Origin of the sequence: Streptomyces jumonjinensis (assembly GCF_009600885.1) — a bacterium.
Classification (GTDB): domain Bacteria; phylum Actinomycetota; class Actinomycetes; order Streptomycetales; family Streptomycetaceae; genus Streptomyces; species Streptomyces jumonjinensis.
Genome location: NZ_VCLA01000191.1, coordinates 50,142 through 77,019, shown reverse-complemented (window position 1 = coordinate 77,019; position 26,878 = coordinate 50,142). Strand labels below are relative to the sequence as shown.

Genomic DNA, 26,878 nt, shown 5'->3' with positions numbered 1-26,878 from the left:
AATCATGAGTCCCGGCACCACCCCGGAGCGGACCCCGGACCCCAGCCCACCACGCCCAGCGGCACCCCGAAGCACCCGGAGCGGACCCCGCACCCCAGCCCACACCGCACCCACCCGAAGCAGCCCCCGGACCCCAACACACCACACCCAGCCCACACCGCACCGCACCACGCCCAGCGGCACCCCGCGCACGGCGAAGGGCGGCACCCCTGGGAGTGGGGTGCCGCCCTCCGTACAGCAGGAGCTACCGATCCGCGGGGGATCAGAAGTCCATGTCACCGCCCGGCATGCCGCCCGGAGCGGCCGCGGCGGCCTTCTCCGGCTTGTCGGCGATGACGGCCTCGGTGGTCAGGAACAGCGCCGCGATGGAAGCCGCGTTCTGCAGAGCGGAACGGGTGACCTTCGCGGGGTCGAGGATGCCCTCGGCGATCATGTCGACGTATTCGCCGGTCGCGGCGTTCAGACCGTGACCCGGGGTCAGGTTGCGCACCTTCTCGACGACGACGCCGCCCTCAAGGCCGCCGTTGACGGCGATCTGCTTGAGCGGGGCCTCCAGCGCGAGCTTCACGGCGTTGGCGCCGGTCGCCTCGTCACCCTCCAGCTCCAGCTTCTCGAAGACCGAGGAGGCCTGGAGCAGCGCCACGCCGCCACCGGCGACGATGCCCTCTTCGACGGCCGCCTTCGCGTTGCGAACGGCGTCCGCGATGCGGTGCTTGCGCTCCTTGAGCTCGACCTCGGTCGCGGCGCCGGCCTTGATGACGGCCACGCCGCCGGCCAGCTTCGCGAGGCGCTCCTGGAGCTTCTCGCGGTCGTAGTCCGAGTCGGAGTTCTCGATCTCGGCGCGGATCTGGTTGACCCGGCCGGCGACCTGGTCGCTGTCACCGGAGCCGTCGACGATGGTGGTCTCGTCCTTGGTGATGACGACCTTGCGGGCGCGGCCCAGCAGGTCCAGCCCGGCGTTCTCCAGCTTGAGGCCGACCTCTTCGGAGATGACCGTGCCGCCGGTGAGGATGGCGATGTCGTTCAGCATGGCCTTGCGGCGGTCGCCGAAGCCCGGGGCCTTGACGGCGACGGACTTGAAGGTGCCGCGGATCTTGTTCACGACCAGCGTGGACAGGGCCTCGCCCTCGACGTCCTCGGCGATGATCAGCAGCGGCTTGCCCGACTGCATGACCTTCTCCAGCAGCGGAAGGAGGTCCTTCACGTTGCCGATCTTGGAGTTCACGATCAGGATGTACGGGTCGTCCAGGGACGCCTCCATACGCTCCATGTCGGTGGCGAAGTACGCCGAGATGTAGCCCTTGTCGAAGCGCATACCCTCGGTGAGCTCCAGCTCCAGACCGAAGGTCTGGGACTCCTCGACGGTGATGACGCCTTCCTTGCCGACCTTGTCCATGGCCTCGGCGATGAGCTCGCCGATCTGGGGGTCAGCGGCGGAGATGGAGGCGGTGGAGGCGATCTGCTCCTTGGTCTCCACGTCCTTGGCCTGCTCCAGGAGCGCACCGGAGACGGCCTCGACGGCCTTCTCGATGCCGCGCTTGAGGGCCATCGGGTTGGCGCCGGCCGCGACGTTGCGCAGGCCCTCGCGGACCAGGGCCTGGGCGAGAACGGTGGCGGTGGTCGTACCGTCGCCGGCGCCGTCGTCCGTCTTCTTGGCGACTTCCTTGACCAGCTCGGCGCCGATCTTCTCGTACGGGTCCTCGAGCTCGATCTCCTTGGCGATGGAGACACCATCGTTGGTGATCGTGGGGGCGCCCCACTTCTTCTCAAGGACGACGTTCCGGCCCTTGGGGCCAAGGGTGACCTTGACGGCGTCGGCGAGCTGGTTCATCCCGCGCTCGAGACCGCGCCGTGCCTCCTCGTCGAACGCGATGATCTTTGCCATGTGAAGTGTCCTCCACGGACTGGGTGGGAAGCTCTCGGACCGCGCTGGCGCCCGCGACGGACGGTCTGCACACCGCGTGGTTCCTTGCCCACAACGGCCTGCGGACCTCACCGACCCGGTCCCTTTTTGTCACTCTCAGCCTGAGAGTGCTAACGCCAATGATTAGCACTCGCCCCCTCCGAGTGCAAGCGCCTCGGGCAGACCCGGACACTCCTCGGGGGACTTCGGAGGGCTCCGGGGCAGGCGCGACGGGCGGGGACAGACGGGCGCGGCGGGAGGGAACAGCGGGGACAGGGAGTCAGGGGGGAGGCGAGGGCGCCCGGGAACACGTGTGGGGTCCGCACCCCGTTCCCGGGATGTGGACCCCACATGTGTGAGCGCGTCGGTGGCCGATCGCGTCGCAGGTGTCGCGGGTGGCGCTGGTGTCGCTTTGGGCGTCGACCCGGTGGATCAGGCCGACGCGAGCTTCACCATGTCCGCCTGCGGCCCCTTCTGACCCTGCGAGATTTCGAACTCGACTCGCTGACCCTCCTCCAGGGTGCGGTAGCCGTCCATCTGGATCGCGCTGTAGTGGACGAATACATCCGCACCACCGTCGACCGCGATGAAGCCATACCCCTTCTCCGCGTTGAACCACTTGACGGTGCCCTGAGCCATGCCTAACTCCCCTATTACTGGCCCTTGCGCAGGACCGCACTTCGCGGACCCGGGTCAGACCTCACCCGCCGTGTGCCTTCCCGTCTGCGACGGGAGAAGAACCCCACAGGTGTGCGCCGGAACGCGTCGACCGCGGCTGAATGTATCTGTCCAACTGCCCTCTGCAACAGGTCAATCGGACGAGAATTCCGGGCATGACTGATCGGGTAATTGAGGTGAATTCAAGAAATTACGGGGCAAGTCGGGCCCGGCAAAGGAGACCTAAGAGACAAATTAATCGCGCACATTGGCTGCTTCTTATCGTGCCCAGGCGCATTCTCATATGCCGGTCGGCAGGCTCGGCCGAGGGGCGTTCCCCAACTGTAGCGCGCTCAACCATACAGAATTGCCCCCTCCGTTTCTCTTACGGAGGGGGCAATCGAAGTGACGATGCGTATGTGCGGAGCGTATGCGCGGAGGGCTCAGCCGCCCGCGACCGCCGGAATGATCGAGATTCCGGCGCCGTCCGGGGTCACGGTGTCAAGCCCCTGCTCGAACCGGACGTCGTCGTCGTTGACGTACACGTTCACGAAGCGGCGCAGCTTGCCCTCGTCGTCCAGGACGCGGGCCGCGATGCCCGTGTGGTTCTTCTCCAGGTCCGCGATCACCTCGGAGAGGGTCGCCCCCTCGGCGGCGACCTCCGACTGTCCGCCGGTGTAGGTGCGCAGAATGGTCGGGATGCGGACGTTGACGCTCATCTTCGGAATCTCCCAGGGTCTCAGAGGGTCTCAGAGGGCCAGGCCGGCGTCGCGGAACGCGTCCAGGCTGGGGCGGATGGTCGCGGTGGGCCCGGTGGTCGGGGCGACCGCGTCGAGGGTCTTGAGGCCGTCTCCGGTGTTGAGGACGACCGTGGTCAGCGACGGGTCGAGCACCCCGGCCTCGATCAGCTTCCGGGTCACGCCGACCGTCACCCCGCCCGCGGTCTCCGCGAAGATGCCCTCCGTACGGGCCAGCAGCTTGATCGCGTCCACGATCTGCTCATCGGTGACGTCCTCGACCGCGCCGCCCGTACGGCGGGCGATGTCCAGCACATACGGCCCGTCGGCGGGGTTGCCGATCGCCAGCGACTTGGCGATGGTGTCCGGCTTCACCGGGCGCACCACGTCGTGCCCGGCCTTGAAGGCCGCCGACACGGGGGAGCAGCCCTCCGCCTGCGCACCGAAGATCTTGTACGGGCGGTCCTCGACCAGACCGAGGGCGATCAGCTCCTGGAGCCCCTTGTCGATCTTGGTGAGCTGGGACCCGGAGGCGATCGGGATGACGATCTGGTCGGGCAGCCGCCAGCCGAGCTGCTCGCAGATCTCATAGGCGAGGGTCTTGGAGCCCTCGGCGTAGTACGGGCGCAGATTGACGTTGACGAAGCCCCAGCCTTCGCCGAGCGGGTCGCCGATCAGCTCGGAGCAGAAGCGGTTCACGGCGTCGTAGTTGCCCTCGATGCCGACCAGCTCGCCGCCGTAGACCGCGGCCATGACGACCTTGCCCTGCTCCAGGTCGTGCGGGATGAAGACACAGGAGCGCAGGCCCGCCCGGGCCGCCGCCGCGCCGACCGCGCCCGCGAGATTGCCGGTGGAGGAGCAGGAGAGGGTGGTGAAGCCGAAGGCGCGCGCGGCCTCGACGGCGATGGCGACCACCCGGTCCTTGAAGGAGTGGGTGGGGTTGCCGGAGTCGTCCTTGACGAACAGCTCTCCGGTGACGCCCAGCTCACGGGCGAGATTGTCGGCCTTCACCAGCTTGGTGAAGCCGGGGTTGAGATTGGGCTTGCCGGCCACGTCGGCGGGGACGGGCAGCAGCGGCGCGTACCGCCAGATGCTCTCCGGACCGGCCTCGATCCGTCGGCGCAGCTCCTCCGGGTCGCCTTGCGGCAGCTCGTAGGCGATCTCCAGCGGACCGAAACAGGAGGTGCAGGCGAAGATCGGACCGAGGTCGAAACGCTCTCCGCACTCGCGACAGGAGAGTGCCGCGGCGGGTCCGAGCTCGACGGAGGCGGTGCTTGCGATGGTCTGCACAGGCATGGAGGGAGGCCCTTTCTCCTCATCTTCCTCATGGCGCGCTTCGCCACGAGACGGATTTGGCACCTTCCCTAGCCGGGAGCCTCACGGCGCTGAACGCGCGGAGACCGGCTGGAGGGTTGCCGGGGCTTCAACGGGCCGTATCCCTCTGCCCCTCTGGATGAGCGGTATTCGATTGTGGTCGCGCCGCCCCCGACATGCGGTGGGGCCGCGCGTTGTTCAAGACTGTAACCGAAGGTGCGGACTGTTGAGATAGTCGTCCGAACCGCGAGATGCGTCACAGGCTGTGGGGAGTGGACGAACGTGCTCGATGAAGTAGAGCGCTGGCTGACCAGGCGTTCCTGGTCTTCGGCCGAGCGTCCGCTGAGCCGGATCCTGGCCGCGAAGCGCTCGGCCACGGTCAGCGTGGTGCTGCCCGCGCTCAATGAGGAGGCGACGGTCGGTGACATCGTCGCCGTGATCCGGCGGGAGCTGATGGAGCGCGTTCCGCTGGTGGACGAGCTGGTGGTGATGGACTCCGGTTCCACCGACCGTACGGCCGAGGTCGCCGCCGCCGCGGGCGCGCGGGTGGTGCACCGGGACGAGGTGCTGCCCCGGATACCGCCCGTGCCCGGGAAGGGGGAGGTGCTCTGGCGGTCGCTGATGGGGACCCGCGGTGACATCGTCTGCTTCATCGACGCGGATCTGCGCGATTTCTCCGCGGACTTCGTCTCCGGGATCGTCGGGCCGCTGCTCACCGATCCGGACGTGCATCTGGTGAAGGCGATGTACGACCGTCCGTTCCAGGGCGGCCCCGGGCAGGGCGGCCGGGTGACCGAGCTGGTGGCCCGTCCGCTGCTGAATCTGCACTGGCCGCAGCTGGCCGGGTTCGTCCAGCCGCTGGGCGGCGAGTACGCGGCCAGGCGCTCGCTGCTCGAACGGCTGCCGTTCCCGGTGGGGTACGGGGTGGAGCTGGGGCTCCTGGTGGACGCGCTGCACACGGTCGGTCTCGACGGTCTCGCCCAGGTCGACGTCGGCTCGCGCAAACACCGCCACCAGGACGGCCAGGCGCTGGGCCGGATGGCCGCAGCGATCTACCGCACCGCCCAACTGCGGCTGTCCCGAGGGCATCTGGTGCGGCCGGCGCTCACCCAGTTCGAGCGCGGTGCGGACGGGTTCGTCCCGCGCACCCATGCCGTGGACACCGAGGAACGGCCGCCGATGCGGGAGATACGCGAGTACGCGGCGCGTCGCGCGGCCTGAGTCCGGTGGTTCGCCAAATATATCCTTTTATGGCATCTATTCGTGTGTTCATCCGTACGGCTCTGGCCCTCTCCGCCCTGCTGACCTGGGCGTTTCTCGCGGGCCCCGCGATGGCCGACACCCCGCACCGCGCCCCGGGCGCGGAACGGCTCTGGCTGCTCGGCGGGCTGGCGCTCACCCTGGCCGCCGCCGGGGCCGTCGCCTTCGCGGCGACCCGGGGCCGCCGGGGCGGCTGAGCGGACGGCCGGGGCTGAGATGAGCCGCCCGGGTACGTACGCACGTTTGAGGTTTCACGGGACGGGCTAGGTTTCGCGACATGGTCTCCGAGCACACGGCCGTTCCGGCCCGCGCCCAGGTCCTCGTCGCGTCCAACCGCGGCCCCATCACCTACGTCCCGCGCGACGACGGCGGCCTCGACGCCCGGCGCGGCGGCGGCGGTCTGGTCTCCGGGCTGTCCGCCATCGGCTCGGAGGCCCAGGCGCTCTGGGTCTGCTCCGCCCTCGGCGAGGGCGACCGCGAGGCGGTGCGGCGCGGGGTCGGCGAGCCCGGGGTGCTGATGCTGGACATCGACCCGGACATCCACTTCGACGCCTACAACGGCATCGCGAACTCCGTGCTCTGGTTCATCCACCACCTCCTCTACCAGACCCCGCTGGAGCCCGTGTTCGACGCGGAGTTCCGCCGCCAGTGGGCCGCGTACGAGAGCTACAACCGCTCCTTCGCCGAGGCCCTGGCCGACCGGGCCGCAGACGGGGCCGCCGTCCTGGTGCAGGACTACCATCTGGCCCTCGCGCCCGGGATGCTGCGCGAGCTCCGGCCCGATCTGCGCATCGGACACTTCTCCCACACCCCCTGGGCCCCCGTCGACTACTTCCGGCTGCTCCCCGACGACATCGCCGGGCAGCTGCTGCGCGGACTCCTCGGCGCGGACCGCGCCTGCTTCCTCACCCGCCGCTGGGCGGACGCCTTCGCCGACTGCTGCGTCCGGACGCTGGGCGAGGACGCCCTGAGCGGCACCCGGATCGGGGTGCACGGGCTCGGCGCGGACGCGGAGTTCCTCCGGGAGCGGGCGCACCGGCCGGATGTGGCGGAGCGGATGGCCGCCCTGCGCGAGCAGATCGGCCCGGACCGGCGTGCCATCGTCCGGGTGGACCGCACCGAGCTCTCCAAGAACATCGTGCGCGGGCTGCTCGCCTACCGTGAGCTGCTCCGCTCCCGGCCCGAGTGGCGCGAGCGGGTGGTGCATGTGGCGTTCGCCTACCCCTCCCGCCAGGATCTGGCCGTCTACCGCGAGTACACGGCCGCCGTGGGGCGTGTCGCCGAGGAGATCAACGCGGAGTACGGCACGGCGGACTGGACCCCGGTGATCCTCCATGTGAAGGACGACTTCGCCCGCTCGCTGGCCGCCTACCGGCTGGCGGACGTGGCGCTGGTCAACCCCATCCGGGACGGGATGAACCTGGTCGCCAAGGAGATCCCCGTCGTCTCGGACGATGGATGCGTCCTGGTGCTGTCGCGGGAGGCGGGGGCGCATGAGGAGCTCGGCGAGGACGCGCTGACGGTCAACCCGTACGACGTCACCGGCACCGCCGACGCCCTGCACCGGGCGCTGACCATGCCGTACGAGGAGCGGGCCGGGCGCACCCAGCGGCTGGCGGCGGCGGCGACCGCGCTGCCGCCGGCCCGGTGGTTCCTGGACCAGCTCACCGCGGTGCGCGCCGGGGTGTGACGTGTGACCGGGGGCAGTGCGCCGCTCCGGGCCCGGCTCCTCAGAGCCGCTCCGCGAGAGCGGCCAGGAACCGCACCACCGCCGCCGGGCCCGGCAGCAGCAGATCGGCGCGGTCCGCGAGCTCGGTCACCTCGGTGCTGCCGCTGCACACCAGCAGCCCGGGCACCCCGTCCGAGCGGAGCTTCTCCACGGCCGCGAAGGCGGGCAGATCGCCGAGGTCGTCCCCCGCGTACAGCACGGACTCGGCCCCTGTCTCGCGTACGTACTCGGCGAGGGCGACGCCCTTGTCCATCCCGGGCGGGCGCAGCTCCAGGACCATCCGGCCGGGCTCCAGCACCAGGCCGTGCCGCTCGGCGAGGGCGGCCAGCGGATCGCGCAGGGCCTCGAAGGCGGCCTTCGGCTCGGCGGTGCGGCGGGTGTGGACCGCGACGGCCTGGCCCTTCTCCTCGATCCAGGTGCCGTGCCAGGCGCCGACGCTGTCGAGGAACCCGGGCAGCTCGGCACGGACGGCGGTGACGCCCGGGTGCGGGGCGGGGGTGTGCACGGTGCCGGTGACGGCGTCCCAGCGTTCGGCGCCGTAGTGGCCGAGGACCACGAGATGGTCGAGGCCCGGCACTCCGGCGAAGCCGCCGTAGCGCACCGCGACCCCGGCGGGGCGGCCGGTGACCACGGAGACGGAGGCGACCTCGGGGGCGAGCCGGGCCAGCGCGGGCACCGCGCCGGGATGGGCGCGGGCCTGCTCGGGGTCGGCCACGATCTCGGCGAGGGTGCCGTCGAAGTCGAGCGCGACGACGGCTCTGCCGGGCCGGGCGATCAGCGCGGCGAGACCGTCCCGGCCCGCGGGCGTCGACGGCGACGGCAGGGGATGCGCGTACGGGGAGCTGCCCATGCTCCCGACCCTATCGGCGCTCGCGTTTCCCGTCTCTGACACGGCGCAGCCGGTTCACGGTGACCGGGTCGTGGGCGAGCGCGCGGGGGTCGTCGAGCAGGGCGTTGAGCAGCTGGTAGTAGCGGACCGGGGAGATGCCGAGCCGCTCCCGGACAGCGCGTTCCTTGGCGCCCGCGCCGGGCCAGGAGCGCTGTTCCATGGCGAGTACGGCCCGGTCCCGCTCGGAGAGGACGGTGTCGTCGGTCATACGTCCAACATAGCGACGCGCGCTCCTCGGGGGAGCCGGGCCATGGCGACGCGCGCTCCTCCGGGGGGCCGGGACGGGCCGGCCCCCCGGAGGAGCACTACTCCTCTTCCTCCTCCTGGGTCTCCGCCTCCGCCGCCGTCCGGGCGATCTCGCCCAGCACCTTCGCCGGGTCGCCGTCGGGTCCGACCGCCTTGCCGATCTTCTCTTTGACGTCCCCGCTGACGGCGGCCCAGGAGGTTTTGCTGACCGGGGGCAGCAGCGCGGTGGACATCTGGGCCAGGAAGTCCTTGAGGTCGTCGTGGTCGGGGTCCTCCTCCATCGCCTGGGAGGCGGAGGAGGTCACCGGCAGCAGATCGTTCTGGGCGGCGAAGTCGAGGACGTTCTCGTCGGTGAAGAGGAAGTTCAGGAACTCGCCGATCTCGTCCCGGTTGCCGTTCTGGTTGAAGCCCATGATCCAGTCGGCGACGCCGGCGGTGATCTTCGCCGTTCCGTCCCGGCCGGGCACGGGGGCCTTGCCCAGTTCGATGCCGGCCTTCTTCGCCTGCTTCAGCAGGGAGGGGTGGCCGTGGAGCATCCCGACCTCGCCCCGGGTGAAGGCCGCGTACGCCTCCTTGCGGTTCAGCTCCCCGGGGGCGCCGGGGCCGGTGAGCCCGGCGCCGACGAGGTCGGTCTTGAGCCACTCGAAGGTCGCGGCGTTCTGCGGGGAGTCGACGGTGTAGCTTCCGCCGGGTTCCACATAGCCGTTGGTTCCGCCGCCGAGCAGCCACAGCATGCTCTCGATCTGGGCCTCTTCGGGTCCCAGCGGCAGCGCGAACGGATAGGCGGCGTCGGTGCCGTCCTTGATCTGCTGGGCGGCTTCCTTCAACTCGTCCCAGGTCTCCGGGGGTTCGGTCACCCCGGCCTCCGCGAAGAGCTCCTTGTTGTAGAAGAGCAGCCGGCTGGAGGTGGCGAACGGCAGCCCGTACTGGATCCGCCGCTGCTCACCGGCCTCGACCAGGGGCCGCAGGAAGTTGGACTGCACCGGCACGGACAGGAGTTGGTCCGCGCTGTAGAGCTTTCCGTCGGCGGCGTAGTCGGCGTACGAGCCGATCTGGGCGATGTCGGGGGCCTTGCCGTCCTCGACCAGCCGGGCGACCTTGCGGTCCACATCGGTCCAGGGCTCGATGGTGACCTCGACGTCGATCCTGGGGTGCTCCTTCTCGAACGCGGCGATGAGGGAGGACCAGTAATTCCTGCTGCTCTGACCCCCGTTGACGTCGTAGTCGGCGGCGATGAGCCGGAGGGTCACCTCGTCGGAGGACTCTTCGGCGCCGCCGCAGCCCGAGAGGGCGATGGTCGTTGCCAGTGCGGCCGAGGCCGCCGTCAGACTCCATAAGTGCCGTCGCACAGCTCTACCTTCACTTCGCCGATCGCTGGATGTGCGGTGTTCCGCCGCCACGGCCCCCGTGATGAGGTGCGATTTTCCACCACCGGGGCTTCAGAGGTCTACGCCGCCCGGTCTCACTTCTGCAACTCCTGTTCCCTGGCGGGGTTGTGCGAGGGACTTCGACGACACGACCTGGGACGCGCCGCAGGAGTCCATTGCCCGGGTGCGTCCCCGCCTGCTAAGCACGTCTCGGCACGGAGTGATCCAGGTGCCGGTCCGCGTACATGTGCAGGCGTTAAGGAGCATCCGTATGTCCCGTACCGCGACAGAGATAGCCACACAGCCCGCCTGCTGGCGCCGGGCGGCGGCAGCCGCGGCGGACTTCGGCGGCTTCCCCCGGCCGGGGGAGCGGGTGGCGGTCACCGGCTGCGGCACGTCCTGGTTCATGGCGATCGCGTACGCCGCGCTGCGCGAGGCGGCGGGGCAGGGGGAGACGGACGCGTATCCGTCCTCGGAGTTCCCGGTGGGGCGGGCGTACGACCGGGTGGTGGCGATCACCCGCTCGGGCACCACCACCGAGGTGCTGGAGCTGCTGGGGGCGCTCCGGGGGAAGGTCGCCACGACGGCGCTGACGGCCGATCCGGCGACGCCGGTGATGACGGCCGCCGACACGGTGGCGGTGCTGGACTGGGCGGATGAGGAATCAGTGGTCCAGACCCGGTTCGCGACGACGGCGCTGGCCTTTCTGCGGGCGGGGCTCGGAGAGATCCCGGGGGTGAAGCCGGTCGCGGAGGCGGCGGTGGACGCGGAGCTGGCGGTGACGGAGCCGCTGCCGGAGTCCGTCGTGGGGGCGGAGCAGTGGACGTTTCTGGGCCGTGGCTGGACCTATGGGCTGGCGCTGGAGGCGGGGCTGAAGATGCGCGAGGCGGCGGGGGCCTGGACCGAGGCGTATCCGGCGATGGAGTACCGGCACGGACCGATCGCGATCACCGGGCCGGGGCGGGTGGCCTGGGTGTTCGGGGAGCTGCCGGAGGGTCTTTCGGTGGATGTGGCCCGGGTGGGCGGGGTGCTGGTGGCGAACGGCGCGTCGGATCCGCTGGCGGATCTGGTGCGGGCGCAGCGGCTGGCGGTGGCGCTGGCGGAGTCGAAGGGGTACGACCCGGACCGGCCGAGGAATCTGTCGCGGAGCGTGATCCTGCCCTGAGCGTGAGCCCGGACGTGGGATCGGACGTGGGATCGGACGTGGGCCCGCGCTCAGGGCCTGTACTCAGGGCCCGCGTCCGGGTCGAGGTCCACGCCCGCGTCCGGGTCGAGGCCACGCCCGGGCCCGCGCCCTGAGCCACGCCGGGGCCCGGTCCCCCCGGGCCGTGGCCCCGGTCTGGCGGGAAAGAGTCTGTGCGGAGCGGTGTGGATATGGTTCCGTTTGAGTTTGTACGTTTGCGCAACAATCGTGAGTAGTGGACTAGACCTTTCGGGCCCTCTCGCGCCAGACTGTGCACGTGAGACACGTCATCGCCCTCGATGTGGGCGGCACCGGTATGAAAGCCGCCCTCGTCGGGGCGGACGGAACCCTCCTCCATGAGGCCCGTCGCGCCACCGGGCGCGAGCGCGGGGCCGATGCCGTGGTGCGGTCCATCCTCGACTTCGCCGACGACCTCCGGGCCCATGGCCGGGAGCACTTCGGCGGGAGCGCCGTCGCCGCCGGCGTCGCGGTACCCGGAATCGTCGACTCCGAGGCCGGTGTCGCGGTCTACGCCGCCAACCTCGGCTGGCGCGACCTTCCCATGCGCGAACTGCTCAGCGAACGCCTGGACGGCCTCCCCGTCGCCCTCGGCCACGACGTCCGCACCGGCGGCCTCGCCGAGGGCCGCATCGGCGCGGGCCAGGGCGCCGACCGCTTCCTCTTCGTACCGCTCGGCACCGGCATCTCCTGCGCCATCGGCATCGACGGCGCCATCGAGGCGGGCGCCCACGGCTACGCGGGCGAGATCGGCCATGTCGTCGTACGCCCCGACGGGCCCGACTGCGGCTGCGGCCAGCGCGGCTGTCTGGAGACGCTCGCCTCGGCCGCCGCCGTCACCCGCGCCTGGGCGAAGGCCAGCGGCGACCGGACCGCCGACGCCGCCGACTGCGCCAAGGCCGTCGAATCCGGCGACCCCAGGGCCATCGCCGTCTGGCGGGACGCCGTGGACGCGCTCGCCGCCGGACTCGTCACCGCCCTCACCCTGCTGGACCCCCGCACCCTGATCATCGGTGGCGGTCTCGCGGAGGCCGGGGAAACCTTGTTCACACCACTGCGGGCCGCTGTCGAGGAGCGAGTCACGTTCCAGAAGCTGCCCTCCATCGTCCCGGCAGCCCTCGGCGACACCGCTGGATGCCTGGGCGCCGGGCTGCTCGCCTGGGATCTGCTCGCCACCGACTCGGAGGTATCCGCCTAATGGCCGCACGCGCCGCACTCGCCGACAGCGCCGCTCGCGCCGGCAGCACCGTCCTCACCGGAGCCCGGGTGGTACTGCCGACCGGGACCGTCGTGGACGGCCGGGTGACGATCGAGGGCACGAAGATCACCGCTGTCGCCCCCGCCGACGCGCCCGCCCATGATCTCTCCGGCCACTGGATCGTCCCCGGCTTCGTCGACCTCCACAACCACGGCGGCGGCGGCGCCTCCTTCACCGGCGGCAGCGTCGAGGATGTGCTGCGCGGCGTCCGCACCCACCGCGAACACGGCACCACCACCCTCGTCGCCTCCCTGGTCACCGCCGAGACGGACTTTCTCGCCCACCGCGCGGGCGTCCTCTCCGAACTGGTCGAGCAGGGCGATCTCGCGGGCATCCACTTCGAGGGCCCCTTCATCTCCCCCTGCCGCAAGGGCGCCCACAGCGAGGGGCTGCTGCGCCACCCCGAGCCGGCCGAGGTGCGCAAGCTGATCGACGCCGCGCGCGGCACGGCCCGGATGGTGACCCTCGCCACCGAGCTGCCCGGCGGCATCGACTCCGTACGCCTGCTCGCCGAACACGGCGTGATCGCCGCGATCGGGCACACGGACGCGAGCTACGAGCAGACCGTCGAGGCCATCGACGCGGGCGCGACCGTGGCCACCCACCTCTTCAACGCGATGCCCCCGCTCGGCCACCGCGCGCCCGGACCGATCGCCGCGCTGCTGGAGGACGAGCGGGTCACCGTCGAGCTGATCAACGACGGCACGCATCTGCACCCCGCCGCGCTCGAACTCGCCTTCCACCGCGCGGGCGCGGGCCGGGTCGCCTTCATCACCGACGCCATGGACGCGGCGGGCTTCGGCGACGGCCGCTACCAGCTCGGCCCGCTGGCCGTCGACGTCATCGACGGGGTCGCCCGGCTGGTGGAGGGCGGCTCCATCGCGGGCTCGACCCTCACCCTGGACACCGCCTTCCGGCGCGCGGCCACCGTGGACCGCATCCCGGTCCAGGACATCGTCCAGGCCATCTCGGCCAACCCGGCGAAGCTCCTCGGCGCCTACGACCGGATCGGCTCGCTGGAGCCCGGCAAGGACGCCGACCTGGTCGTCCTGGACGACGAATTCCGCCTCAAGGGCGTCATGCGCCAGGGGGCCTGGGTGGTCGACCCCCGCTGAACGACGGCGAGTCCCAACGGAAGGCGGTCGGTCCAGGGTCTGGGCCGACCGCCTTCCGTTTGGCATGATCAAAGCCGTACGGGCAAGACTCCGGGGGGAGGCGTCGCGGTGATTCTGACGGTCACGCTCAATACGGCGCTCGACATCACCTACCGGGTTCCCGCACTCGCCCCGCACACCAGCCACCGCGTCGAAGAAGTCGTCGAACGGCCCGGCGGCAAAGGGCTGAACGTCGCCCGGGTGCTCTCCGCGCTGGGACACGAGAGCGTGGTCACCGGCTTCGCGGGCGGCCCCGCCGGAGCCCTGCTGCGGCGGCTGCTCGCCCCCCTCCCGCCGCACGACGCGCTCGTCCCCATCGCCGGGACCACCCGCCGCACCATCGCGGTGGTGGACGGCTCGACCGGCGACACCACGCAGCTCAATGAACCGGGCCCGGTCATCGCCCCCGAGGAGTGGGCCGCCCTCCTCGACCGCTACACCGCCCTGCTGGCGTCCGCGCGCGCCGTCGCCCTCTGCGGCAGCCTGCCGCCCGGCCTCCACGTCGGCGCGTACGCCGAACTCATCCGCAGGGCACGCGCGGCGGAGGTCCCCGTCCTGCTGGACACCAGCGGGGAGCCGCTGCGCCGGGGCGTCGCCGCCCGCCCCGACCTGGTCAAGCCCAACGCCGCGGAGCTCGCCCAGCTCACCGGGGGCCGCGACCCCCTGCACGCCGCCCACGACGCCCGCCGCCGGGGCGCCCACGCTGTGATCGCCTCCCTCGGCCCGGCGGGGCTGCTCGCCGTCACCCCGGAGGGCAGCTGGCAGGCCGCCCCGCCCGCGCCGGCCGCCGGCAACCCCACGGGCGCCGGCGACTCGGCGGTCGCCGCCCTGCTCGCGGGCCTGGTCGAGGGCCTGCCCTGGCCCCGGCGGCTCGCCCGCGCGGTGGCCCTGTCCACGGCGACCGTCCTCGCCCCGGCGGCGGGCGAATACGACCGGGCGGCGTACGAACGGCTGCTCCCGCTGGTCGACGTGAGCGAGCGCGCGGGCCCGGCATAAGGAGTGCCGCCCGCCCGCCGGGCGGGACGGGACTCCGCAGGCACGACCTCGGGGGCCGTGCGAACGGGACTCCGCACGCACGGCGTCAGGGGCCGTACGAACGGCACTCCGCACGCACGGCCTCAGGACAACCCGGCGCTGAGCCGGGCCGTACGGAACGGGCCCGGCGCCCGGGAAATGAGAACGCACCATGCCGCTCGTCAGCACCGCCGAACTCGTCTCCACCGCCGCCGCGGAGCACCGCGGCGTCGCCGCCTTCAACGTCATCACCCTGGAGCACGCGGAGGCCATCGCCGCCGGAGCCGAGCAGGCGGGCACGCCCGCGATCCTCCAGATCTCCGAGAACGCGGTGCGCTTCCACGGCGGCGGGCTCTTGGCGATAGCGGCTGCCGCCGCCGCCGTGGCCCGCGCGTCGAGCGCGCCCCTCGCGCTCCATCTGGACCATGTGGTCTCCACCGGACTGCTGTACGCGGCGGCGGACGCGGGCTTCGGCTCGGCGATGTTCGACGCCTCGAAGCTGCCGTACGAGGAGAATGTCCGCGCCACGGCGGACGCGGTGCGCTGGGGCCATGAGCGCGGAATCTGGATCGAGGCCGAACTCGGCCGGGTCGGCGGCAAGGAGGGCGAGGCCCCGCTGGACGCCCATGCCCCGGGGGTGCGCACCGACCCCGCCGAGGCGGCGGCCTACGCGGCGGCGACGGGCGTGGACGCGCTGGCGGTGGCGGTCGGCTCGGCGCATGCGATGACCGAGCGCACCGCCGCCCTCGACCATGCGCTGATCGCCCGGCTGCGGGACGCGGTCCCGGTGCCGCTGGTGCTGCACGGCTCGTCGGGCGTCCCGGACGACGAGATCCGCGCGGCGGTGGCGGCCGGCATGGTGAAGATCCATGTGGGTACGGCGCTGAACTCGGCCTTCACCGGTGCGGTGCGGTCGTTCCTGGCGAACGGCCCCGGTGTCGTCGACCCCAGGAAGTATCTGGCCCCGGCGCGGGACGCGATGGCGGCGACCGTGGCGGGCTTCCTGGGGCTGCTCCGGCCGGCGGGCTGACGGCCCGCAGGCCGTGGCGGGCTGTCCGGTGCTGCTCCGGCGGGCAGCTCCGGAAGGCTGATCGCCCGCCGGTCGGCTCCGGCGGACTCCTCCGGCGGGCTGCCCGCCCGCCGGGGGTTCCAGCGGGCTGCCCGCCCGCCGGGGCCGTCAGCTCTTCCGGCCCGCTTCCAGCCAGACCTGGTCGAGCAGGGCGTCGCACTGATTGCCCTGCTCGCAGGAGATCTTCAGATCGTTCTTGCCCTTCTTGAGGTTGACGTAGGAGTAGGTGTAGGTCCAGCCCTTCTCCCACTCGCCGTCGCCGGCCTTGGCGAAGTTCGACATCCGTACGTCGCGGGGCGTCTCGCCGTTGACGGTGAGCGAGGTCTTGGCGTCCTTGCCCGGCACGCTGTACGTGATGGTCATCGTGTACTCGCCGGCGGCGGGCACGTCCACGGACCAGCTCGCCGAGCCGCCGACCCCGTTGAACGCCACCTAGGCGCCCCGGGTGCCCTTGGCGCCCGGTATCACCGTGTCCAGCGCGGCCGGTCCGCCGAGGTCGAGCGTCGCCGCGTCCCGCTTGGGCAGTCCGGCCGGCTCCTTCTCGGGCTTGGCCGGCTTCTTCTCCGGCTCCTCTTCCTTCTTCTCCGGGGCCGAGGAGCTGGTCTGCGTCTGCGGCTCGCCGGACGCCTGGTCGTCCTCGCCGCTGTTCGATATCACCGCGGCGGTGATGCCGGCGATCACGACGACGACCACCGCGATGGCGCCGATCAGCAGGCCCTTGGTGTTGGGGCCCCGGCCGCCGCCCCGGCCGCCGCTCTGCCGGGGCGTCGGGCGGGTGGGCGGGCCGCCGGGGGAGGTCTCCGGGGCGGCGTACTGCGCGCTCGGCTGTCCGTACCCCTGCTGGGGGAGGCCCTGCGGGGGCTGGCCCTGGGGCGGGTATCCCTGCTGCGGGGGCTGCTGGCCGTACTGGCGCTCGCCGACCGCGCGCACCTGGTTGTAGGAGGTTCTGGGGACTCCGGGCTGCGGTGCTGCGGGACCCGGGTAGCCATAGCCGCGGCCCCGGCCCGAGGGCGGTGTGGCCCCTGCCGCGTGCCCGTCCTCGTACAGATACCCGAACGGATCGTCGTCCTCGGGCGTGCTCGCGCCGTTGTTCCCGGCCGTCATCCCTGGTCCCTCCTCACCATCGTCAGCCCTACGCCGACCCGGGCGAGCCTACCCGGTCCGCATGAACGGAAATGGGGGCGTTGACCCCTGTCGGAGCCATCGTCACAAGACCAGAACATGACAGGCCGTAACCTCAGCCGGCCCTCCGGTGCACCTTCGAGCGGGACCGCTTCTCGACGTACATCCGCTGGTCGGCGGAGCGCAGCACCTCTTCGACGGACATTCCGCAACTCGCCCAGCTGATACCGAAGCTGGCCCCGACGCGGACCCCGCGACCACCGACCCGGATGGGCAGGATGATCGCGTTCCGCAGCCGTACGGCGAGATCCGCCGCGTCCGCCGTGCCGAGTCCGTCGGCGAGCACCACGAACTCGTCGCCGCCGAGCCGGGCGACGGTGTCGCCCTCCCGCACCCCGGTGGTGAGTCTGCGGGCCACCTCCACCAGGACGGCGTCACCGGTCTGATGGCCGAACCGGTCGTTGATCGACTTGAAGCCGTCGAGATCGCAGAAGAGGACCGCGAGCCCCTTGGTGCCGTCGTCCACCTCGTCATCGGGTGCGACGACATGGACATGATGGTCGTACGCGGTGCCGCCGGGGCCGAAGTCGTAGCCCTCGGAGTTGAAGAGCGCGCCGGTCTCCGCGCCGTACCCCGCGTCCGAGGGTTCGAGTCCGCCGTCGAGCGCCTCCGGCGGCCGGTCGCAGAGCCTGGCGCTGAGCCGGGCCCGGAGCTCCGCGCTGTTGGGCAGCCCGGTGAGGGCGTCGTGCGAGGCCCGGTGCGCGAGCGCCAGCTCATGGCGTTTGCGGTCCTCGATGTCCTCGACATGGGTGAGCAGGAACCGGGGGCCGTCGGTGGTGTCGGCGACGACGGAGTTGCGCAGCGACACCCAGACGTATGTGCCGTCCCGCCGTCCGAGGCGCAGCTCGGCCCGCCCGCCCTCGGCGGAGGTGCGCAGCAGGGTGCCGACGTCCTCGGGGTGGACCAGATCGGCGAAGGAGTACCGCCGCATCGCGGACGCGGGGCGGCCCAGCAGCCGGCAGAGCGCGTCGTTGGTGCGGAGCAGCCGGCCCTGCTGGTCGCCGCCCATCTCGGCGATCGCCATGCCGCTGGGCGCGTACTCGAACGCCTGCCGGAAGGACTCCTCGCTGGCCCGCAGCGCCTGCTGCTCGCGCTCCAGCCGGACGAGCGCCCGTTGCATATTTGCTCTCAGACGGGCATTGCTGATCGCAATGGCGGCCTGTGAGGCGTACATCTGGAGGGCTTCCTGCCCCCAGGGCCCCGGCCGGCGGCCGTTGCGCGGCCGGTCGACGGAGATGACGCCGAGCAGCTCCCGCCCGCCGCCGGAGCTGAACATGGGCGCGTAGAGCCGGTCCTGGGGGTGCCACTCGCCCTCGAAGCGGGGGTCGGGGCCTTCGGTGTGCCACTGGGGCACATCGTCCTCGATGAGCACCCAGCCCTCGGTGTGCGGGATGAAGCGGAGCTCGCCCCAGGCCTCGCCCATGGAGAGCCGGCGCTCCCAGGACGGGCGGGAGCCGACACGGCCGGTGATCAGGGCCTCGGCGGCGGCGCTTCCGGCGAAGGCGGCGACCACCAGGTCCCCGTCCGGGCGGACGAGATTGACGCAGGCCAGCTCGTAGCCGAGGCCCGCCACGATCCCGTCGGCGACGGTCTGGAGGGTGTCGGCCAGGCTACGGGCCGTGTTGAGATCCGCGACCACCTTGTGCAGCTGCCGCAAGGTCGCAAGACGGACGTAGGGCTCCGACTCGGTCTCCATGCTCGCTCTCCCCGAGACCTCGACAGCAGACTCCAGGTTGATCTTCGGCCTTCTCGTGCGGTTCTCCCATGCGCTTCATGCGCTATCCCGGCCACTGAATCACAGCGAGCTGTCTACTCGGTACACAGGGTCAACAAATAAGCCCCTCTGTGACTCAAGTCACATGAGCGGATGAATGTTCATGAGAGCGGATGGATGTGCGGGTGGCTCTTACCGTTGTATCCAAACGCAAATCGGACCTTCGTCCAGCGGGTAGTCCTAGGACCAAACTGGTTCCCTGGCCCGATGCGCGCTCCGCCGGGGCGCGGATACCGTCGCCCGTGTGCCCCAGACGACCATCGCCTCCGAGCCCTCCGGCGCAGATTCCGCGCTCGTGATCCCCCATGCTGAGGGGGTGAGCGACGAGGAGTTCCGCGCGGCCATGTCCCGCCTCGCGGCAGGCGTGGTCCTGGTGACCGCCCACGATCCCGACGACGGCCCGCACGGCCAGGACGCCGGGATGACCGCGACGGCGTTTCTGTCGGTGTCGCTGGACCCCCCGCTGGTGCTGGTCAGTCTGCGCAACGGCTCCCGGATGGACGATCTGCTGGACGAGCAGCCGCTGTGGGCCGTCTCGGTCCTCGCCGAGAGCCAGCGTCAAATCGCGGGCCGTTTCGCGATGAAGGGGCGGATCAGCGACCGGCTGCTCTTCGAGGACATCGTCTACGCGCGCGGTGAGGTGAGCGGCGCTCCGCTGGTGGGCGGGGCGCTGGCGACCCTGGAGTGCCGTACCGAGCAGCGGGTGCTCGCGGGGGATCACACCCTGGTGATCGGCCGGGTGCTCGGGGTGGGGCTGCCGAGCCCCGAAGGGGTGCCGCTGACGTACTTCCGGGGGCGGTACCGCAGGCTGGGGTGAGCGGGGGCTTCCTGGTGGGGCGCTTGGCGAGAGGGCCTTCGTGTGGCGCTCGGCGTGCGGGCCTTCGCGTGGCCCTTGGCGAGAGGGGCTTCGTGTGGCCCTCGGCGCAGGCGGCTTCTCGCGCGCGTCAGTGCCAGTCGCGGCCCGATCGGCCGCGCTTGGTGTCCGAGCGCTGCTTCTTCTCGCGCAGCCGCCGCTCGTTCAGCCCGCGGGGAATCTTCGTCGCCCGCCTCGGCCGCGGCGGCGGAGCCGTCGCCTCCGCGAGCAGCGCGGCCAGCCGGACCGCCGCCGTCTCGCGGTTGCGCCACTGGGACCGGTGCTCCGACGCCCGTACCGCGATCACCCCGCCCACCAGCCGGCCCGCCAGCCGCTCCAGGGCGCGCTCCTTCCACACCGGGGGGAGCGCCTCCGTGCCGGCGAGGCCGAAGCGCAGCTCCACCTGGGTGTCGCTGGTGTTGACATGCTGGCCGCCCGGCCCGGAGGACCTGGAGAAACGCCAGATCAGCTCGGCCTCCGGAAGGGAGACCGAGCCGCGGATGAGATAGGGACCGGCCATGCCCCCATGGTCCCGTGTCCGAGATGTTCACGTCATCTCGATTTCCCAGGAACCTCGGACTCCCCCGGCTGCGTTAAGACTGGTACCGGCACACTCGAACACATAAGGGGACATCCCAATGGCAGTAAGCCTGTCCAAGGGCGGCAACATCTCGCTCACCAAGGAGGCGCCGGGCCTGACCGCCGTCACCGTCGGCCTCGGCTGGGACGTCCGCACCACCACCGGCACGGACTTCGACCTCGACGCCTCCGCGATCGGGGTGAACGGCGCGGGCAAGGTCGCGTCCGACGCCCATTTCGTCTTCTTCAACAACCGCTCCACCCCGGATCAGACGATCGTGCACACCGGTGACAACCGCACCGGCGAGGGCGGCGGCGACGACGAGCAGATCAACGTGCAGCTGGCCGCGCTCCCCGCCGATGTGGACCGGATCGTCTTCCCGGTCTCGATCTACGACGCCCTCGCCCGCTCTCAGAACTTCGGCCAGGTGCGGAACGCGTACATCCGTATCGTCAACCAGGCCGGCGGCGCGGAGATCGCCCGCTACGACCTGAGCGAGGACGCGGCGGTCGAGACCGCGATGGTCTTCGGCGAGCTCTACCGCAATGGCGCGGAGTGGAAGTTCCGCGCGGTCGGCCAGGGGTACGCCTCCGGGCTGGAGGGCATCGCCCGCGACTTCGGCGTGAACCTCTGAGGTCTGACGCCTGAGGTCTGACGCCTGAAGTCTGGCGCCCGACGCCTGGGGCCTGGCATCTGTATGTCCGGCCTCCGAACGTCCGGCCCCTGAAGACCGGCGACTCGTCCCCGGTGCCGTGTACGGGCACCGGGGACTCGCCGTCAGGGGCGGGGCGGCCGGCCCTTGCCGTACAGCCATGTCCTCCACACCCCGGACAGCTCGCGCCCCGAGACCCGCTCCGCGTACGCGGTGAAGTCCCCGGTCGAGGCGTTGCCGTGCCGGTGCTCCCGGGCCCAGCCCCTGAGCAGCGCCGAGAAGGCCCGCTCGCCCACCGCCTGGCGGACCTGGTGCAGCACCATCGCGCCCCGCCCGTACACCGGCGCGTCCGAGATCCGTGCCGCGGACGGCGGCGCGGCCGGGGGGAAGGCCCAGTTGTCCTTCTCCGCGAACGCCTCGGCGAAGCTCTCGCTCACCGGTGTGCCGGCGGACTCCTCCGCCCACATCCACTCCGCGTAGGTCGCGAAGCCCTCGTTGAGCCACATGTCCCGCCAGGACTCGGGCGTCACCGAGTTTCCGAACCACTGGTGGGCGATCTCGTGGACCAGGGTCTCCGGATTGAGCTGACCGGCCGGGAGGACGGGCCGGTTCTGTGTCTCCAGCGCGTAGTCCACCGCGCCGTCGGGGACCGCGATCGCGCCGATGGAGGAGAAGGGGTACGGGCCGAAGACCTTCTGCGACCACCGCCGGAACTCCGGGATCCGGTCGAGCGGCCGTCGTTTCGCGGGCGGCACCGAGGGGTGCACGGCGGTGACGACCGGCGGCCCCCCGGCCGGCCGGGACGAGGTCAGCTCGTACGCGCCGATCGCCACCGTCGCCAGATAGGTGGCCATCGGCTCCGCCGTCCGCCAGACGAAGGTGCTCTTCGCCGCGGTGGTGGTCTCCCGGGCCGGCTCCCCGTTGGAGACCGCCTTCAGGCCCTTGGGGACGGTGACCGCGAGATCGAAGGTCGCCTTGTCGCTGGGGTGGTGGTTCCCCGGGAACCAGGCCATCGACCCCGCCGGTTCGCCCACCGCCAGGGCCCCGGCCCGGTCGGGCAGCCAGCCCTCCTTCGAGCCGTCCGCGTCGATGACCGTCCGGGGCGTGCCCGAGTAGCGGACGACCGTACGGAAGGTGCTGCCCGCCGTCAGCCCCTCGCGGGGGCGTACGGACAGCTCGTCGCCGGTCACCCCGGCTGCCGCCCGCTCGCCGTCGACCGTCACCTCGTCGGCGGACAGCCGGTGCAGATCGAGATGGAAGGAGCGCAGATCGTCCGTGGCGCGGGCGACGATCTCCGCCGTGCCCGCCAGCAGGCGGGTGCCGGGGTCGTAGTCCAGGGTGAGCCGATAGTGGAGTACGTCGTAGCCGCCGTTGCCGAGCCGGGGGAAGAGCCGGTCGCCGAGCCCGGCGCCGCCCGCCGCGCCCCGGACATCGCCGCGCCCGCCGTCCGAGCACCCCGCGAGGAGCGCCACCGCGACGGCGGGCGACAGGACACTGAGCGGGATCGACCGGCGCACGCGCCCGATCCTAGGCCGCTGGTCGTGGAAGGTCAGCGGCCGAGCGCCGCGACACCCGCCTTCGCGAACTCCTCGTCCTGCGCGCCGCTCGGCGCGCCGGCCACTCCGATGCCCGCGATCGGGGCGCCCTTCACCTGGACGGGAGCGCCGCCGCCCAGGAACAGGGTGCCCGGGATGTCCTTCAGGTTCGGGGTCGACTCAAGGCGCTTGACCAGCTCGGAGGTGGGGGCGTTCCAGGAGACGGCCGTGAACGCCTTCTTCTCGGCCGACTCGTAGGACTGCGGGCCCGCGCCATTGCCGCGCATGGTCACGATGGTGTTGCCGTTGCGGTCGACCACGGCGACCGTCACCCGCTGGCCGGCCCGCTCGGCGGCGTCCAGCGTGGCCTTCGCGGCCTTGTTCGCGGCGTCGATGGTGAGATGGGTGGTCTGCTGGAGATGACGGCTGGAGGGGTCGGCCTTCACCGCGGCGCGGGACTCGGCCGAGGGGGCGGAGGCGCTCGCGGAGACCGCGCCGAAGGCGCCGGCGCTCAGCGCGACGGCAGCGGCGGTGGCGGTGAGGACACGGGTGCGGGTCGACGTCTTCTTCATGATCGGTTCTTCCTCCGGGCTGGGGTTCGGGGACCTTCCGCCATCGATCCTCCAGCGGGGGCGGGCCCTGGGCGGTCGGCGTAGCGGCTGCTCGGCGCAGGCATGATGGATGAGGCGCCGGTCAGCCGATCGGTTGATGCGGGAGCCGGTCCGGCCGGGTCACGATGCGAGAGGAACCGTCCTGGAGCGGCCCCGGTGCCTGCCGTAGGGCAGGCGTCGCACGCACCGCACGCACCGCACGCACCGCACGCACCGCACGCACCGCACGCACCAACAGGTTCAGCAGGCTCAGCAGGTTCAGCAGGAGAGAAGACCCATGTCCCGTCGTACAGCGCCCGCCGCCGCGGGGACGACCTCCCGGCGGCCCCGGCCGCCGTCCGAGGGGGATCCGGCGATACGGGACGCCCAGGGCGCGGACCGGGACGACCGATGGCTCGACACCGTCATGAACACGGCGTTCATCGCCCTGCTCGCCGGGTCCCTGCTGCGCTATCTGATCAAGCACCCGGAGAGCCCCCGGGTCCCCTGGGTCATCGGGCTGAGCGCCGCCCTCGCCGTGTTCCAGCTCGCCGGGCACCGGCTGGCGGCCCGTACGCGCGGCCGGGGCGATCTGGTGCGGCTCGGGCTCGTCGTCGGCTGCTGGGTCGTGATCGTGCTGCTCGCGCCCAGCTTCGCCTGGTGCGCCGTCCCACTCATCTACACCGGGCTGCGCTCCCTGCCGACCCGTGCCGCCGTCGCCCTGGTCGCCGTCCTCTGCGCCCTGGTCATGATCGCCGAGTGGCGGCTGCGGCAGGGCGTCGACCCGCTGCTCCTGCTGCTGCCGCCCGCCGTCGTGGTGCTCGCCACCGCCGTCTTCCTCCATATGCGCCGCCAGGCCGACCGGCTCCGGGCGCTGGTCGACGATCTGCTCCGCACCCGCCGCGAGCTGGCCGCGATCGAACGGCGCGAGGGCGTCCTCGCCGAGCGGCAGCGGCTCTCGATGGAGATCCACGACACCCTCGCGCAGGGCCTGTCCAGCCAGCAGATGCTGCTCCAGGCCGCCGAGCGCGTCTGGGACAGCGACCCGGACAAGGCCCGCGGCCATGTCCGTACCGCCGAGTCCATCGCCGAGCGCAGCCTCGCCGAGGCCCGCCGCTTCGTCCACGATCTGGCCCCCGCCGAGCTGGCGGAGGGCGGCGGTCTCGCGCGGGCGCTGCGCGCCCTCGCCGAACGGGAGAGCACCGACGCGCTCCGGGTCCGGTTCCATCTGGACGGCGTGCCCGTGCCGCTGCCCGACCGGGTGGAGTCGGCGCTGCTGCGGATCGCGCAGGGCGCGCTGGCGAATGTGCGCGAACACGCGGACGCCTCCGCCGCCGCGCTCACCCTGAGCCAGCTCGGCGATCAGGTGGTGCTGGACATCGCGGACGACGGCGCCGGGTTCCTGCCCGTCGAGCGGGCCCCCGGGGTGCGCGGGCACGGTCTCGCGGCGATGCGGGCCCGGCTGCGCCAGCTCGGCGGCGCCCTGACGATCGAGTCGGCGCCGGGCCAGGGCACGGTGGTCTCGGCGGCGATCCCCCTGGAGCGTCCCCGTCCCGTGGACGGCGGCGCCGATTCCCCTCTGGAGCACGGATGACCGCGGTACGGATCCTGTTGTGCGACGACCACGCCGTGGTACGCGCCGGACTGCTCGCGCTGCTCGGCAGCGAACCGGGCATCGAGGTGGTGGGGGAGGCGGGCGGCGGCGAGGAGGCCGTCGCGATGGCCGCGAAGCTCCGGCCCGACGTGGTGCTGATGGATCTTCAGCTCGGCCCGGGCATCGACGGGGTGGAGGCGACCCGGCGGATCGCGGCCCCGGATGTGCATGTGCTGGTGCTGACGACCTATGACACGGACGCGGACGTCACCCGCGCGATCGAGGCGGGCGCGACGGGCTATCTGCTGAAGGCGGAGCGCCCGGAGGAGCTGTTCGCCGCGATCCACGCGGCGGCCCAGGGGCGTACGGCGCTGTCGGCTCCGGTGGCGAGCCGGGTGATGGACCGGATGCGGGGCACGGGCCGTCCGTCGCTCACGGAACGCGAGCTGGACATTCTCGGCCAGCTCGCCCGGGGTCTTGGCAACCGGGAGATCGCGCGGGCGCTGTTCATCAGCGAGGCGACGGTGAAGACGCATCTGGGCCGGATCTACGCCAAGCTCGGGGTGGACACCAGGGCGGGGGCGGTCTCGGTGGCGAAGGAACAGCGGCTGCTGCCGTAGCCCGCTGCGCCGGGTGCGGGCCCGGCGCCTGCGCCGTCCGGTCGTCCTGGGCGCGATCCGGCGGGGCCCAGGGGCCGGGGGAAAACCGGATGCGGATCCGGTGGGCGGTGGTGAGAATCCGGGTATGACTGCCCAGATCGACCGCGTCAACCCCGACCGGCTCCACTCCACCCCCGGCTACCACCACATCACCGTCGTCGAAGCGGCCCGCACCGCCTATCTCGCCGGACAGTGCCCCCTCGATCCCGCCGGGAGCGTGGTGGGCCCCGGCGATCTTCCGGCCCAGATCGATCAGATCGCCGCCAACGCCGTCATCGCCCTGGGCGCGGTCGGCGCCCGGCCCGAGGACGTCGTGCGGTCGGTGATCTACGTCGTCAGCGAGGACGCCGAGGTCCTCGGCGACGCCTGGACCCGGCTCAACGACTCCGTCATCGCCGGGGCGTTCACCACCGCGAGCACCCTGCTCGGGGTGGCTCAGCTCGGCTACCCCGGTCAGCTGATCGAGGTCGACCTCACGGCCGCGCTGTCGGACTGACGGGAGCGACCGGAGCGACCGGATCGACCGGTTCCGTGCACCGGGCCGCGTACCGGTTCCGCGCACCGGGCCTTCGCCGCCGCCATGGAGCCGGCCCGGAGCGGGGAAGCACCCCTCACGGTGCGCGGGTCCATCCGGGACGAAGCCATCGATCCGGGGCACGGCGACCGCGATGTCGACGGCTATCCGGATGACGCGGACGACGAAGACGACGAAGAGGGAACCGGACCCCTGGTGGAGCCCTCTTGCGGGGCGACACCCGGGCCCGTCGGCTGATCGAGGCTGTGCAGCAGGAGGATCTCGCCGCCGACGACCGGACTGCCCCAGTCGACTGAGAGAAGGGGAGTTCCTTGCTTCTGAGCGCCTCCGTGCGGCACGCCTTAACCGCCGCCGCCGTGACCACCGCCCTGTTCGCGAGCGCCGCGCCCGGCTTCGCCGCCGAGCGGCAGCCCACGGTGCAGACGGGTCAGACAGGGCAGACGGGTCAGGCAGCGCAGGCGGGTCAGGCGGGTCACACGGGGAAGTCAGGCCCGTACGCCCAGCTCCACCCGCTCGCCTCGCTCTCCGCCGAGCGGCTGGCCACGGCCGATCTCGTCGCGGCGGCCAAGTGGGGCACCGGCAGCCCCATCGACGACCCGGCCCGCGAGCAGGTCGTCCTGGACACCGTCCGCAAGCAGGCGGTGGAGACCGGGGCCGACCCGGAGGCGACGGTACGCGTCTTCCGCGACCAGATCGAGGCCAACAAGCTCGTCCAGCGGGAACTGCACCGGCTGTGGACCGCCGACCCGTCCAAGGCCCCCGCCGAGCGCCCCGACCTGGCGGAGGTCCGCAAGGAGATCAACCGGGTCAACACCGCGCTGGTGCAGGCCATCGCGGGCTCGGCGACGGCGCGCTCGGCCTCCTACTGCCGTGGTGTGCTCGCGCTCTCCGCCCTTCAGGTGCGACATGAGAAGCAGCTCGACCGGCTGCACTTCAAGGCGCTCGCGCGCGCGGTCCCGTCCGTGTGCGCGGAACAGGACTGACGATCAGGGCTCCCCGACCCGAGTCGTCATGAAGGGAGGGCCCGGGACTGCTCCCCGGGCCCTCATCGCGTTCGGTGTGTGGGCTGAGGGATCGTCCGGCCTGCCTGAATCGAGGCAAGTCCCCGGTTATCCACAGGTCTTGA

The 26,878-nt window shown here is 71.9% G+C and carries 26 protein-coding genes, 1 pseudogene and 1 riboswitch; of the genes and pseudogenes, 15 read left to right on the top strand and 12 right to left on the bottom strand.

What is annotated here, in order from left to right:
- Positions 1–262: 262 nt before the first annotated feature.
- The 4 genes from groL to thrC form a co-directional block, all read right to left on the bottom strand.
- Positions 263–1,885: a chaperonin GroEL gene (gene groL / locus FF041_RS30275; protein ID WP_153525744.1), complete on the bottom strand. Its 1,623-nt coding sequence runs from the start codon at positions 1,883–1,885 to the stop codon at positions 263–265.
- Between the two features lie 450 nt (positions 1,886–2,335).
- Positions 2,336–2,542, bottom strand: coding sequence for a cold-shock protein (locus FF041_RS30270; RefSeq protein WP_153487255.1), 207 nt, complete (start codon positions 2,540–2,542; stop codon positions 2,336–2,338).
- Positions 2,543–3,003: 461 nt separating this feature from the next.
- Positions 3,004–3,279 carry a MoaD/ThiS family protein gene (locus FF041_RS30265; protein ID WP_153487257.1) on the bottom strand — a complete coding sequence of 92 codons (276 nt, stop codon included), beginning with the start codon at positions 3,277–3,279 and terminating at the stop codon, positions 3,004–3,006.
- Positions 3,280–3,309: 30 nt separating this feature from the next.
- Complete coding sequence (gene thrC / locus FF041_RS30260) at positions 3,310–4,593, bottom strand: threonine synthase (RefSeq protein WP_153525743.1); 1,284 nt, start codon at positions 4,591–4,593, stop codon at positions 3,310–3,312.
- Between the two features lie 16 nt (positions 4,594–4,609).
- Positions 4,610–4,757: riboswitch (SAM riboswitch) on the bottom strand.
- A 136-nt stretch (positions 4,758–4,893) separates the two neighbouring features.
- Here thrC and FF041_RS30255 point away from each other — a divergent pair.
- From FF041_RS30255 to FF041_RS30245, 3 genes are all read left to right on the top strand, one after another.
- Positions 4,894–5,832, top strand: coding sequence for a glucosyl-3-phosphoglycerate synthase (locus FF041_RS30255; RefSeq protein WP_323393145.1), 939 nt, complete (start codon positions 4,894–4,896; stop codon positions 5,830–5,832).
- Between the two features lie 29 nt (positions 5,833–5,861).
- The gene (locus tag FF041_RS30250) at positions 5,862–6,068 is read left to right on the top strand and encodes a hypothetical protein (protein WP_153525742.1); all 207 of its coding nucleotides are present in this window, start codon (positions 5,862–5,864) and stop codon (positions 6,066–6,068) included.
- Positions 6,069–6,148: 80 nt separating this feature from the next.
- On the top strand, positions 6,149–7,561 hold the full coding sequence (locus tag FF041_RS30245; RefSeq protein ID WP_153525741.1) for an alpha,alpha-trehalose-phosphate synthase (UDP-forming): 1,413 nt from the start codon (positions 6,149–6,151) through the stop codon (positions 7,559–7,561).
- Positions 7,562–7,601: 40 nt separating this feature from the next.
- Here FF041_RS30245 and otsB read toward each other — a convergent pair whose 3' ends face one another.
- From otsB to FF041_RS30230, 3 genes are all read right to left on the bottom strand, one after another.
- Positions 7,602–8,450 carry a trehalose-phosphatase gene (otsB, locus tag FF041_RS30240; protein ID WP_153525740.1) on the bottom strand — a complete coding sequence of 283 codons (849 nt, stop codon included), beginning with the start codon at positions 8,448–8,450 and terminating at the stop codon, positions 7,602–7,604.
- A 10-nt stretch (positions 8,451–8,460) separates the two neighbouring features.
- Entirely contained in the window at positions 8,461–8,697 is a 237-nt protein-coding gene (locus FF041_RS30235) for a DUF3263 domain-containing protein (RefSeq protein ID WP_153487263.1), read from the bottom strand.
- 97 nt (positions 8,698–8,794) lie between these two features.
- Positions 8,795–10,084 (bottom strand): extracellular solute-binding protein, encoded by a 1,290-nt coding sequence (locus FF041_RS30230; RefSeq protein ID WP_323393143.1) that lies wholly within the window; start codon positions 10,082–10,084, stop codon positions 8,795–8,797.
- A 289-nt stretch (positions 10,085–10,373) separates the two neighbouring features.
- Here FF041_RS30230 and FF041_RS30225 point away from each other — a divergent pair, with 289 nt between their 5' ends.
- The 5 genes from FF041_RS30225 (at position 10,374) to FF041_RS30205 (ending at position 15,759) form a co-directional block, all read left to right on the top strand.
- Positions 10,374–11,267, top strand: coding sequence for an SIS domain-containing protein (locus tag FF041_RS30225; RefSeq protein WP_153487264.1), 894 nt, complete (start codon positions 10,374–10,376; stop codon positions 11,265–11,267).
- Between the two features lie 295 nt (positions 11,268–11,562).
- Positions 11,563–12,501 carry an ROK family protein gene (locus tag FF041_RS30220; RefSeq protein WP_323393142.1) on the top strand — a complete coding sequence of 313 codons (939 nt, stop codon included), beginning with the start codon at positions 11,563–11,565 and terminating at the stop codon, positions 12,499–12,501.
- A complete protein-coding gene (gene nagA, locus FF041_RS30215) occupies positions 12,501–13,676 on the top strand; it encodes an N-acetylglucosamine-6-phosphate deacetylase (RefSeq protein WP_153525739.1) in 1,176 nt (391 codons plus the stop codon). The genes FF041_RS30220 and nagA overlap by 1 nt, the downstream gene beginning before the upstream one ends.
- Positions 13,677–13,784: 108 nt before the next feature.
- Positions 13,785–14,711 carry a 1-phosphofructokinase family hexose kinase gene (locus tag FF041_RS30210; RefSeq protein ID WP_323393140.1) on the top strand — a complete coding sequence of 309 codons (927 nt, stop codon included), beginning with the start codon at positions 13,785–13,787 and terminating at the stop codon, positions 14,709–14,711.
- Positions 14,712–14,901: 190 nt separating this feature from the next.
- Positions 14,902–15,759, top strand: a complete 858-nt coding sequence (locus FF041_RS30205; RefSeq protein ID WP_153525738.1) for a class II fructose-bisphosphate aldolase — start codon at positions 14,902–14,904, stop codon at positions 15,757–15,759.
- Between the two features lie 147 nt (positions 15,760–15,906).
- Here the strand turns inward: FF041_RS30205 and FF041_RS30200 are convergent.
- Both FF041_RS30200 and cdgB read right to left on the bottom strand, forming a co-directional pair.
- Positions 15,907–16,902 (bottom strand): annotated as a pseudogene (locus FF041_RS30200) (carbohydrate-binding protein).
- 133 nt (positions 16,903–17,035) lie between these two features.
- On the bottom strand, positions 17,036–18,676 hold the full coding sequence (gene cdgB, locus FF041_RS30195) for a diguanylate cyclase CdgB (protein ID WP_153525737.1): 1,641 nt from the start codon (positions 18,674–18,676) through the stop codon (positions 17,036–17,038).
- Between the two features lie 322 nt (positions 18,677–18,998).
- Between cdgB and FF041_RS30190 the strand changes: the two genes are divergently transcribed.
- Positions 18,999–19,571: a flavin reductase family protein gene (locus tag FF041_RS30190; protein ID WP_323393138.1), complete on the top strand. Its 573-nt coding sequence runs from the start codon at positions 18,999–19,001 to the stop codon at positions 19,569–19,571.
- Positions 19,572–19,698: 127 nt separating this feature from the next.
- Here FF041_RS30190 and arfB read toward each other — a convergent pair whose 3' ends face one another.
- Positions 19,699–20,127 (bottom strand): alternative ribosome rescue aminoacyl-tRNA hydrolase ArfB, encoded by a 429-nt coding sequence (gene arfB, locus FF041_RS30185; protein ID WP_153525736.1) that lies wholly within the window; start codon positions 20,125–20,127, stop codon positions 19,699–19,701.
- Between the two features lie 118 nt (positions 20,128–20,245).
- Here arfB and FF041_RS30180 point away from each other — a divergent pair, with 118 nt between their 5' ends.
- Positions 20,246–20,821, top strand: coding sequence for a TerD family protein (locus FF041_RS30180; RefSeq protein WP_153525735.1), 576 nt, complete (start codon positions 20,246–20,248; stop codon positions 20,819–20,821).
- 143 nt (positions 20,822–20,964) lie between these two features.
- On the opposite strand, the gene FF041_RS30175 is transcribed toward FF041_RS30180, so the two are convergent.
- Positions 20,965–22,356 carry a M1 family metallopeptidase gene (locus tag FF041_RS30175; RefSeq protein ID WP_323393136.1) on the bottom strand — a complete coding sequence of 464 codons (1,392 nt, stop codon included), beginning with the start codon at positions 22,354–22,356 and terminating at the stop codon, positions 20,965–20,967.
- Between the two features lie 32 nt (positions 22,357–22,388).
- Positions 22,389–22,946: a GlcG/HbpS family heme-binding protein gene (locus FF041_RS30170; RefSeq protein ID WP_153525733.1), complete on the bottom strand. Its 558-nt coding sequence runs from the start codon at positions 22,944–22,946 to the stop codon at positions 22,389–22,391.
- 316 nt (positions 22,947–23,262) lie between these two features.
- On the opposite strand from FF041_RS30170, the gene FF041_RS30165 reads away from it, so the two are divergent.
- From FF041_RS30165 to FF041_RS30145, 5 genes are all read left to right on the top strand, one after another.
- Positions 23,263–24,558: a histidine kinase gene (locus FF041_RS30165; RefSeq protein WP_153525732.1), complete on the top strand. Its 1,296-nt coding sequence runs from the start codon at positions 23,263–23,265 to the stop codon at positions 24,556–24,558.
- A complete protein-coding gene (locus FF041_RS30160) occupies positions 24,555–25,178 on the top strand; it encodes a response regulator (RefSeq protein WP_153525731.1) in 624 nt (207 codons plus the stop codon). Before FF041_RS30165 ends, FF041_RS30160 begins: the two co-directional genes overlap by 4 nt.
- A 124-nt stretch (positions 25,179–25,302) precedes the next feature.
- Positions 25,303–25,713: a RidA family protein gene (locus FF041_RS30155; RefSeq protein ID WP_153525730.1), complete on the top strand. Its 411-nt coding sequence runs from the start codon at positions 25,303–25,305 to the stop codon at positions 25,711–25,713.
- A gap of 120 nt (positions 25,714–25,833) precedes the next feature.
- Positions 25,834–25,989, top strand: a complete 156-nt coding sequence (locus FF041_RS30150) for a hypothetical protein (protein ID WP_153525729.1) — start codon at positions 25,834–25,836, stop codon at positions 25,987–25,989.
- A gap of 74 nt (positions 25,990–26,063) precedes the next feature.
- A complete protein-coding gene (locus tag FF041_RS30145; RefSeq protein ID WP_153525728.1) occupies positions 26,064–26,735 on the top strand; it encodes a chorismate mutase in 672 nt (223 codons plus the stop codon).
- Positions 26,736–26,878: the final 143 nt, after the last annotated feature.

Bases quoted from the DNA above. Each gene is read 5' to 3' on its own strand.
- cdgB (WP_153525737.1), bottom strand. From the start codon at position 18,676: ATGGAGACCGAGTCGGAGCCCTACGTCCGTCTTGCGACCTTGCGGCAG.
- FF041_RS30250 (WP_153525742.1), top strand. From the start codon at position 5,862: ATGGCATCTATTCGTGTGTTCATCCGTACGGCTCTGGCCCTCTCCGCC.
- groL (WP_153525744.1), bottom strand. From the start codon at position 1,885: ATGGCAAAGATCATCGCGTTCGACGAGGAGGCACGGCGCGGTCTCGAG.
- FF041_RS30235 (WP_153487263.1), bottom strand. From the start codon at position 8,697: ATGACCGACGACACCGTCCTCTCCGAGCGGGACCGGGCCGTACTCGCC.
- FF041_RS30160 (WP_153525731.1), top strand. From the start codon at position 24,555: ATGACCGCGGTACGGATCCTGTTGTGCGACGACCACGCCGTGGTACGC.
- otsB (WP_153525740.1), bottom strand. From the start codon at position 8,450: ATGGGCAGCTCCCCGTACGCGCATCCCCTGCCGTCGCCGTCGACGCCC.
- FF041_RS30265 (WP_153487257.1), bottom strand. From the start codon at position 3,279: ATGAGCGTCAACGTCCGCATCCCGACCATTCTGCGCACCTACACCGGC.
- FF041_RS30170 (WP_153525733.1), bottom strand. From the start codon at position 22,946: ATGAAGAAGACGTCGACCCGCACCCGTGTCCTCACCGCCACCGCCGCT.
- nagA (WP_153525739.1), top strand. From the start codon at position 12,501: ATGGCCGCACGCGCCGCACTCGCCGACAGCGCCGCTCGCGCCGGCAGC.
- FF041_RS30245 (WP_153525741.1), top strand. From the start codon at position 6,149: ATGGTCTCCGAGCACACGGCCGTTCCGGCCCGCGCCCAGGTCCTCGTC.
- thrC (WP_153525743.1), bottom strand. From the start codon at position 4,593: ATGCCTGTGCAGACCATCGCAAGCACCGCCTCCGTCGAGCTCGGACCC.
- FF041_RS30270 (WP_153487255.1), bottom strand. From the start codon at position 2,542: ATGGCTCAGGGCACCGTCAAGTGGTTCAACGCGGAGAAGGGGTATGGC.
- FF041_RS30155 (WP_153525730.1), top strand. From the start codon at position 25,303: ATGACTGCCCAGATCGACCGCGTCAACCCCGACCGGCTCCACTCCACC.
- FF041_RS30205 (WP_153525738.1), top strand. From the start codon at position 14,902: ATGCCGCTCGTCAGCACCGCCGAACTCGTCTCCACCGCCGCCGCGGAG.
- FF041_RS30165 (WP_153525732.1), top strand. From the start codon at position 23,263: ATGTCCCGTCGTACAGCGCCCGCCGCCGCGGGGACGACCTCCCGGCGG.
- FF041_RS30180 (WP_153525735.1), top strand. From the start codon at position 20,246: ATGGCAGTAAGCCTGTCCAAGGGCGGCAACATCTCGCTCACCAAGGAG.
- arfB (WP_153525736.1), bottom strand. From the start codon at position 20,127: ATGGCCGGTCCCTATCTCATCCGCGGCTCGGTCTCCCTTCCGGAGGCC.
- FF041_RS30225 (WP_153487264.1), top strand. From the start codon at position 10,374: ATGTCCCGTACCGCGACAGAGATAGCCACACAGCCCGCCTGCTGGCGC.